Consider the following 7,937-nt stretch of genomic DNA (forward strand, 5'->3'; position numbering starts at 1 on the left):
TCTTGTGTTACTTATTACCAATTTTATTGGTAATTTGGGGATAAACAGTTAGAATTGGCTCTGTATTAATGCTTAACCTTTGTTTCCTGCTCTAAAAACAGGTTGCCAATATCAAATAAAAGCTGCATAGTACCTCGATAGCCAACCTTGGTGAACTGACGATAATCTAAGCGGTCAAAAACGGGAATCCCTTGACGGTAGAGAGGAATTTTTAAGCGTTGAGCGATCGCCTCTCCATGAGAGTTGGTAATTAGTAAATCAGACCCAACCGCCAGTTGCTCAAAGTCTTCCAAATCACCGATAGTGACGCTCTTGATCGGCAGTTTTTCTAGTAGAGGAAAGCGTGTCGTTGTCACTGCTGAGTGAATCTGAACTCCTAGCGATCGCAGAAAAGAAACTGTTGACCAAAGTAAATCTGGTTCCAGCGCCAAAGAAACTCGCTTGCACCCAAAGTAAAAGTGATTCTCCAACATCACGTGTTGTAATTGACGGCGTTGACGGCGGTATTTCTCCGGTACGCTGACACCACTGATATCCGCCAATGCTTGCAGGAATTTATCTACTGCTGCTAGTCCCGTCAGTTCACCAAATACCTCATAAGGTATATTGAATCTCTGCTCCAAAATTTGCGCCCCACCGCGCATACTATCACCCAGCGCCAAAGTGAATACAGAACTGCCTATTGAGCGTAATTGTGCTGCATTTGTGCCCTTAGCTGTAATGGCACTAGAAGAATCTTCTATATGACCATCTAGTACACCAGAAAGGTCAGGTACAACAATAGGTACAAGTCCAAAAGAGGTAACAATCTCTTTGATTTACTGGACATCCCCTGGTGTGAAGGCAGAACTCGCCAAAATAGTGATTTGTGTGGCACAAGCGTCTTGCTTAGAGCCTTTTTGGGGAATTTCCCTGACTATACTCTCAACTGCACCAGCAAAACCATCCTGTAATGTACCTTTGAAATCCGGTGTAGAAACAAGCACAATTGGTAAATAATCCAGTTCTGGGTGACGGTGGCGAATCTCCTTGACAAAGCGCCCCATATCATCGCCTCTGGTTTCCACAAGCCCAGTACTACAAAGACCGATAATTTCTGGTTTGGATCTCTGCACCAAAGTCAAGATTGCTTGTTCAACTCTTTCCTCGCCACCCAAAATGGTTGCAACTTCAGTCATCGCCGTACTGGAAAGGGGAATCGCCTGACGAAAATGTTGTACTAATACTGCCTTAGTCAAAGCAGTACAGCCTTGAGAACCGTGTAATAAAGGCATGATTCCCTTCAATCCCAAAAAGGCTAAAACTGCACCCACAGTTTGGCTTTGCTTCAGGGGATTAACTGCAACTGATGTACTCGTAACGCTAATAATCGCCATCAAATTTCCTCCTGTTGAGAATTTCCTGCTGACTCTACTCCTACTTCCCACGGGGCTGGCTGGTATACTTGTTCCCACACAGGGTTGTAAAAAGCGGCATACAGTTCTCGTGCTACCTCTAAGATTCCTATATAGCCTGCATAGGCATGATTGCGTTCTTGATTAATATCTAGGAATGGAATCCTAGCAGTGAGAGAAGTGTCTTGATAGCGCTTATCAGCAATTAACATATCCGCTTGATTTTCGTTAATTATCTGTAGGATTTCTTCAGGACTATTTTGCTCTAGAATTATGCCATCTTCACCCAACAAACTTTTGACTCTGATTTTATCTTCATCAGTATTATTCTTAGTCAGAATAGCAATAACTTCCATCTCCAATTTCTTAGCAGCAAAGATAATCAACCAACTCTTGAAACTTCCAATAGAAAGGATAATGCGCTTACCTTGCAATCGGGTAATATACAGAGCGAGTTTTTCATCTATTGCAGCAGTTTCTTCTACAATTAACTTTTCTGTACGTTCCTGCAAATCAGAATTACCTAACTTTGCAGCAATATTCCTTAAACATTGATTCATTGACTCTATACCATAGATAGACTCTTCAATATAGGGAATGCCATATTTTTTTTCCATCCCTTTTGCCACGTTGATTAGTGCTTTGGAAGAGAGCAACACGTTAAGTTTGGCGCGATGGGCATAGCAAATTTCTTTGTAGATAGCATCGCCTGTAATTTTTGCCAAAACTCTGATACCTAATTTCTCCAATAAAGGTAGAACATTCCATATTGCACCTGCGATGTTATGTTCACCAATTAGGTTGATGTCATAGGGTGTACTAGTGTCTGGTTCAGATGTTCCAATAACGTGTTCTAGCAACGCTTCACCAGCAACACGGTTGCCCAAATTTTGGTTCCCAATAAAGCCAGGGCAATGTACTGGGATAGTGGGTATTCCTGTTTTCTCTGTGGCATCTTTGCAAACTCCCTCGATATCATCTCCAATCAGGGCGGTGATGCAAGTGGAGTAAACAAATACCGCCGCCGGTTTGTAGCGTCTTGCTAATTCTAAAATGCCTTTGTAGAGCTTTTTGGCTCCACCGAAAATGATATCGTTCTCATCAATGTCGCTGGTAAAACGTATCTTGTACAGCATCGAACCAGAAGAAAGACTGCTGTAACTTCCCCAAATACTGGCAGCACAGCCACTTGGCCCGTGAACTACATGAGCAGCATCGGTGATTGGTACTAGGGTAATCATTGCACTATCAAAAGCACAACTCCCTTGAGTAGTTCCAGGTTGGGGTAATTGTGTGGAGGACTTTTTTTTATGCAGTTTCTGCTGCTGAGGAGCATCTTCAGAATTGAAGTCACTGAGTGAATCGTTAATTTTTCCTGGAGTGGAATTCATTTGTTTGGTGACAATAGGTAGAAGTTATTAGGTCTTAACTGAATTACCAAAACATGAAGATGATTTTAATTTATTAACTGTGTATCTAAAGTATGGAAGAAAAGGAAAGGAAAGGGAATGAGAAAGATAGTTTTTCATCCCCTAAAACATAAACATTTACTAGGTTAGAGAAGGAGAAAACAAAAACACGAACTAGACTATTAAAGTATTAATTTTGCTGTGTACACCTTGATAGATTGGTGTTAACACGGTGAAGATCAAACACACAGAGTTAAGATCAGCTATTCGATTACCTCCATTTTCAAGGATTGGTCAGAGGGTGGGCCAAAATAGCCCACCTGATATTTACTCTGTATTTAGCACCGGAGTCTGAACAAGAATCTTACTTCTTCTAGCTACCAGAAACTATTTCTACGTTTCCTTTTTTAACTGCTTCTAGCGCTTCGCCTTGAACGTCTTCTAGCTTCTTAGCAGCATCTGCTTGGCTAATCATTTTTGCAGCATTTTCTTCACTTTCAAGGATGCCGAACTCAATCAACAAATCTTCTAGTTCATCCATCTCGATAGGTGTGGGAACAGTAAGATTTGTATTGTTGATAATCTTGTCCGCTAATGTGCGGTATTCATTAGCTTGTTTGCTATCAGGTGCATACTCGTTCACTGTCATCCGGCGCAATTCGGCGTGTTGCACGATATTGTCACGTGGGACGAAGTGAATCATGTGGGTATTCAATCTGGCAGCCAGGGTGCTAATCAGTTCGTCTTCCCGGTCAGTTTGACGGCTGTTACAAATCAGCCCACCCAAACGTACACCACCAGTATGAGCATATTTGAGAACGCCACGAGCAATGTTGTTGGCCGCAAACATCGCCATCATTTCACCAGAGGTAACGATGTAGATTTCTTGGGCTTTACCTTCACGAATTGGCATAGCAAAACCACCACACACAACATCGCCCAATACGTCGTAGGATACGAAATCTACGTCTGAGTAAGCGCCGTTTTCTTCAAGGAAGTTAATAGCGGTGATGATACCCCGACCGGCACAACCTACACCAGGTTCTGGCCCACCAGATTCTACGCATCTGATATCCCGGAAGCCAGTGATTACCACTTCTTCAAGTTCGATATCTTCCACAGCACCCCGTTCAGCAGCTAGGTGCAACACGGTGGTTTGGGCTTTACAGTGCAAAATCAATCGGGTAGAGTCAGCTTTAGGGTCGCAACCCACAATCAAGATGCGTTGACCCTTTTCTGCCATAGAGGCGAGGGTATTTTGGGAGGTAGTAGATTTACCGATACCGCCTTTACCGTAGAAAGCAATTTGTCTAATTTTTCCGTCGGACATGATGATTGATCCTGTAATTGTTTGTTTGCTGGGTCTGTCGGTTTATCAGGCATTGGTACTTACTGTGTGCCTACCGAAGGCGTTGGCACTTTGTGCCTACCGGAGGTACTCGCGCTGTAAAATTACAGCAGTGACCTTATGTAGAACGTCATTGGAGGTGATCGTTCTACAGCAAAAAGAGTCCGAAGAAAGAACATATTCAAGTTGTGGTCAGTTTTCGTTGGTCATTAGTCATTGTTTTTTCTGACTAATGGCTAGAGCAATAAGACATCACTCAAGGAATATTGCAAGTATTACCATCCGCTCACTTAAATGATTTCTCTAGCGGTAGCAATACCAATTGGAAAAAAGAAAGCTACAGATTCCAAGCCGGAAACTCAAATTGAAATCCGAATTACGAATTCAGCATCATCAGTTGTTGTAATTCCCTGAAGGTTGCTCATACCTAAAGAGTGGTTGCAGCAGGATTTAAATTTACGCCAAGTTTTCCCTAAAGCACACAACCAACCATTGCAATCCACTTTAAACAGTCGCTACAACTTCCCCAATTTTGCTGATATCGTAACCGCCAAGAATTTCAAATTGGGAGTGAACCATCCGATGTCCCAAAGTACTGAGCAACTGCTGTACTGGTGCTTCTTCTAAATATTCCTTAAGAATCACCAAATCATATCGTGACTGATGTAAAGGGATAAATCCCAGCCCAAAGGCGGTAGCTACAGATGCCGTACTTATACCTGCATCGGCAACTCCTCTGACTACAGCTTGAGCAACATCTTGGTGAGTTTTGAGTATATTGTCAAAGCCCTGAATAGCATCGAACGGTATCTGCTCTTTTTGGAGTGTTTGTTCCAAAAGCATCCGACTACCAGAACCGATTTCGCGGTTAACAATAGTCGCTCCCCCAGCAACTAAGTCGCTAACTGTTCTAATTCCCATTGGGTTCCCTGACTTCAACAAAAGTCCCTCCTCCCAAACACCAAGGGTAATCAGAACTGCTTCCCTCCCAGCCAGAACATCTCGAACAAAGGGAGTATTATACTCACCAGTCTCAGGATCGTACAGATGCATCCCAGCGATGTGCGCCTCACCTCTGCATAGACTGTGCAATGCAGCCATGCTATTGGCGAAGTTATATTGGACTCGCAGTTGCGGATGCCAGCGTTCGGTGGCTCTTGCCCATAGTGAAATCACAGGGGCACAACCAGCAATCACAACTGTGTTGTGAAGTGTGTCGAGATTATCGTCTAAAAGACGGACTCGAATTTTATTTGTACCTGTGCAACTCTCACCCTCACCATCAGCCGGAATCATATCTTGGCGAAAAGCATCCTTACCAATCAAGGGATAAGCTATCCATTGTCCTCCCACACGAGCCATGCTAACTCGCAGTTGCTGACCATTAGGAACAGGTTTGGCAAGAACGGCTTCAATTTCAGGTAAATCCCGCTCTAACCAGAATAGATCCTCAACTTGACAGCCAAGCGCTTTGGCCAAGCGAAGTGTTATGGCTACTGAGGGAGCATATAGCCCCGACTCTACACCACTAATAGTCTGACGAGTCACACTAGCGATGTTAGCCAAATCTTGTTGGCTCATGCCTAAGCGAGTTCTAATCGACTTCAAGTTATTACGGAGGTCACTATCCTGCTTCATTGGCTTTGTCTCTTGGTTTTAAAAAGCCGTAGCGGATTTAAATATTGCATCTGCCAAGGCGAAAGTCTGGTCTTTGAGTTTATATCATTCTCTTTGACGAGTTTTTGTGCTTTCGCTGTCTTGATTCCCCATATAAAAAGACTATCACAGAAATTGCCAGTTTGCTTGCCAAGCGCAAATTATTTTTGCGGATGGTTACTTTTTACCTGCTACTTTGGCTCAAAAGCCCCAAATTTCAATAAACAGAGACATTTATCTAGCAGCAGCTTTCTACCAACTAAATTGGTAGAAAGTAGTATTCAATACAGTTTTAGAGATTAGTTTCAGCTTTGATGCTTGATAGGCGAGTAATGCAAGCCGTAGAAAACATACTACTAACCAATGAGAGTTCTTTGGGGTAAATCTTACCTGACGAATTAGTGCTGTAGTAGAACAAAAAAACCTACTCAAAGAAGTAGCAGAATACTTGGGGCTAGTCGAGGTTGTTTGGTTAAATGCCAATAATTTGATGCGTGTTCCACTCTCAAATCTCAAATCTCAAGCAAACTTATCCCAGTTGTGGTTAGACTTATTGTCGATTGTCACTCAAGAACAATAATCTAGTAAACCTGATTTTTCTGCAATATTCAATCTGCAAAAAATCAGAAGTACCAATCTTCACCGCAGCTTCGTTATTTTTGAAGCTTACCAAAACCTTATGAATCAACCATGCTTACATCCAGATGATTTGCCTTCACCCCAAACAATCAAGCTGAGTGAAATACTATTCAGACAGCTTGAAGAAGCAACGAAAAAAAGCTTTTTCCTAACGTGCGATCGCATGACACGTATTTTGTTATCAAGTTGTCATTGGTATTTCCAAATCAATAGTGGCGTTTTGACATTGATCTTGATTTGTAATAATATGGAGAGCTATCGCAATATCATGAAAGCTGTTCCCCAATTTGCCGACCACTTAAAACAGTTTGCCAATAGAGCTAAAATTACTGTCAGTTCTCCAGTTGACAAAGGTATACCGTGGGTACTCAGCATAGATAATGTCTTACCTTAAGGAGACTTACCTAGTATCTGATAGATAAACCAGAATTTATTCTAGGAAAATCATCATTTCATTTGCATCAATCATCAAATAGACTGCTGGTGTGTTGCGTGACTCTACGCTCCAAATTAATAGCAGCCTCTGATGTCATTCACCAATACTATGAGCGCTCTTTTATGTCTCTGGTGAGAAAAAAATGCTCTTATTTCCTTAGATTCTTTAAATTCCTTAAAGGCTATCAACAATGCAGGCACTCTTGTGTCGAAAATATTGGGAAACAATAAAATAATTCACGGTGGCGAAATTTTTAAAGCCATCACGTTTCACCTTCTTGAAACGCTAACTCCAACGAAAATGGTAGGCATCCAGGATTGACAGCCGCCCACTCATTGGCTTCTGCAATTAGAGTTTTGTTACCTGAATCGAGATAAAATTGCATTTTGGCACTCTGCTCGAGTCTTTCCCCTTCCTTACCCCCAATTAAGCATCGTGCAATCAGGCAGTACTCTCTAGCTACACGTTTGGGGGAGCAATGCGATTTTGTGAGGTTGGACAAAAAAGGTGCGATCGCTAAAAATCAAATCTAAGTAAAAAGTGCTTTTATTTACATAAAATATATTGTTTTACACAAAAATTTATCTTGATGAGATATCTCAAAAAGATTACTAGCAAGTATTTTGACGATTATTCCTAAAAATATCTACAAGCAGTCTTTGATACTTGGTATCAAAAGAACAAGAGAAAATATTCTTTCCTGCCAACGACCGTCCAAAAACTGGAGTCGGCTGGGAAATCACCACTACTTCTGGCGAGGCAGAGATTGCTCTAGCACAGCATTTGGCTAATACAGGCGCTAAAGAATATGGGTGCGACTCTTTTAGGAAGACGGAGAATAGAGTTTAAACAGGTATTGCAAGAGTCGGAGGGGTAATAGAACAACGAGCTTGAATCACTTGCTTCATCAGAGGAATAGCACCAAAGTATAAAGCGAGGTGATTGCGTTGATGTTCTTGCAGCAAATGAAAACGCCAATACTCATCCCAATCACCGCTAATGTAAACAGAACGAAGACGTAAAACAGCCTCAGCACCTGCTAGACTCCATCTAGC

At 42.0% G+C, this 7,937-nt stretch carries 6 protein-coding genes and 2 pseudogenes; 2 read left to right on the forward strand and 6 right to left on the reverse strand.

Going from position 1 to position 7,937, the window contains the following annotated elements; genetic code table 11:
• Positions 1 to 65: 65 nt before the first annotated feature.
• The 4 genes and pseudogenes from nifN to CDG77_RS23705 all read right to left on the reverse strand — a co-directional run bounded on the left by nifN (position 66) and on the right by CDG77_RS23705 (position 5,789).
• A pseudogene (gene nifN, locus CDG77_RS23690) lies at positions 66 to 1,376 on the reverse strand (nitrogenase iron-molybdenum cofactor biosynthesis protein NifN).
• Positions 1,376 to 2,785: a nitrogenase iron-molybdenum cofactor biosynthesis protein NifE gene (gene nifE / locus CDG77_RS23695; RefSeq protein WP_094331808.1), complete on the reverse strand. Its 1,410-nt coding sequence runs from the start codon at positions 2,783 to 2,785 to the stop codon at positions 1,376 to 1,378. Before nifE ends, nifN begins: the two are co-directional and overlap by 1 nt.
• 391 nt (positions 2,786 to 3,176) lie before the next feature.
• The gene (gene nifH / locus CDG77_RS23700) at positions 3,177 to 4,133 is read right to left on the reverse strand and encodes a nitrogenase iron protein (RefSeq protein ID WP_094331809.1); all 957 of its coding nucleotides are present in this window, start codon (positions 4,131 to 4,133) and stop codon (positions 3,177 to 3,179) included.
• 522 nt (positions 4,134 to 4,655) lie between these two features.
• Positions 4,656 to 5,789, reverse strand: coding sequence for a substrate-binding domain-containing protein (locus CDG77_RS23705; RefSeq protein WP_094331810.1), 1,134 nt, complete (start codon positions 5,787 to 5,789; stop codon positions 4,656 to 4,658).
• A 697-nt stretch (positions 5,790 to 6,486) separates the two neighbouring features.
• On the opposite strand from CDG77_RS23705, the gene CDG77_RS23710 reads away from it, so the two are divergent.
• Positions 6,487 to 6,840 (forward strand): hypothetical protein, encoded by a 354-nt coding sequence (locus CDG77_RS23710; RefSeq protein ID WP_094331811.1) that lies wholly within the window; start codon positions 6,487 to 6,489, stop codon positions 6,838 to 6,840.
• Positions 6,841 to 7,144: 304 nt separating this feature from the next.
• On the opposite strand, the gene CDG77_RS38635 is transcribed toward CDG77_RS23710, so the two are convergent.
• The gene (locus CDG77_RS38635) at positions 7,145 to 7,267 is read right to left on the reverse strand and encodes a hypothetical protein (protein ID WP_262985169.1); all 123 of its coding nucleotides are present in this window, start codon (positions 7,265 to 7,267) and stop codon (positions 7,145 to 7,147) included.
• A 281-nt stretch (positions 7,268 to 7,548) separates the two neighbouring features.
• On the opposite strand from CDG77_RS38635, the gene CDG77_RS23720 reads away from it, so the two are divergent.
• Positions 7,549 to 7,731 carry a hypothetical protein gene (locus tag CDG77_RS23720; protein WP_094331812.1) on the forward strand — a complete coding sequence of 61 codons (183 nt, stop codon included), beginning with the start codon at positions 7,549 to 7,551 and terminating at the stop codon, positions 7,729 to 7,731.
• On the opposite strand, the pseudogene CDG77_RS23725 reads toward CDG77_RS23720, so the two are convergent.
• Positions 7,728 to 7,937: pseudogene (locus tag CDG77_RS23725) on the reverse strand (ISKra4 family transposase); the annotation flags it as partial. The gene CDG77_RS23720 and the pseudogene CDG77_RS23725 sit on opposite strands and share 4 nt — an antisense overlap.

The sequence above is a fragment of the Nostoc sp. 'Peltigera membranacea cyanobiont' 213 genome (assembly GCF_002245975.1).
Lineage (GTDB): Bacteria > Cyanobacteriota > Cyanobacteriia > Cyanobacteriales > Nostocaceae > Nostoc.

Bases quoted from the DNA above. Each gene is read 5' to 3' on its own strand.
- nifH (WP_094331809.1), bottom strand. From the start codon at position 4,133: ATGTCCGACGGAAAAATTAGACAAATTGCTTTCTACGGTAAAGGCGGT.
- CDG77_RS23705 (WP_094331810.1), bottom strand. From the start codon at position 5,789: ATGAAGCAGGATAGTGACCTCCGTAATAACTTGAAGTCGATTAGAACT.
- CDG77_RS23710 (WP_094331811.1), top strand. From the start codon at position 6,487: ATGAATCAACCATGCTTACATCCAGATGATTTGCCTTCACCCCAAACA.
- CDG77_RS38635 (WP_262985169.1), bottom strand. From the start codon at position 7,267: ATGCAATTTTATCTCGATTCAGGTAACAAAACTCTAATTGCAGAAGCC.
- nifE (WP_094331808.1), bottom strand. From the start codon at position 2,785: ATGAATTCCACTCCAGGAAAAATTAACGATTCACTCAGTGACTTCAAT.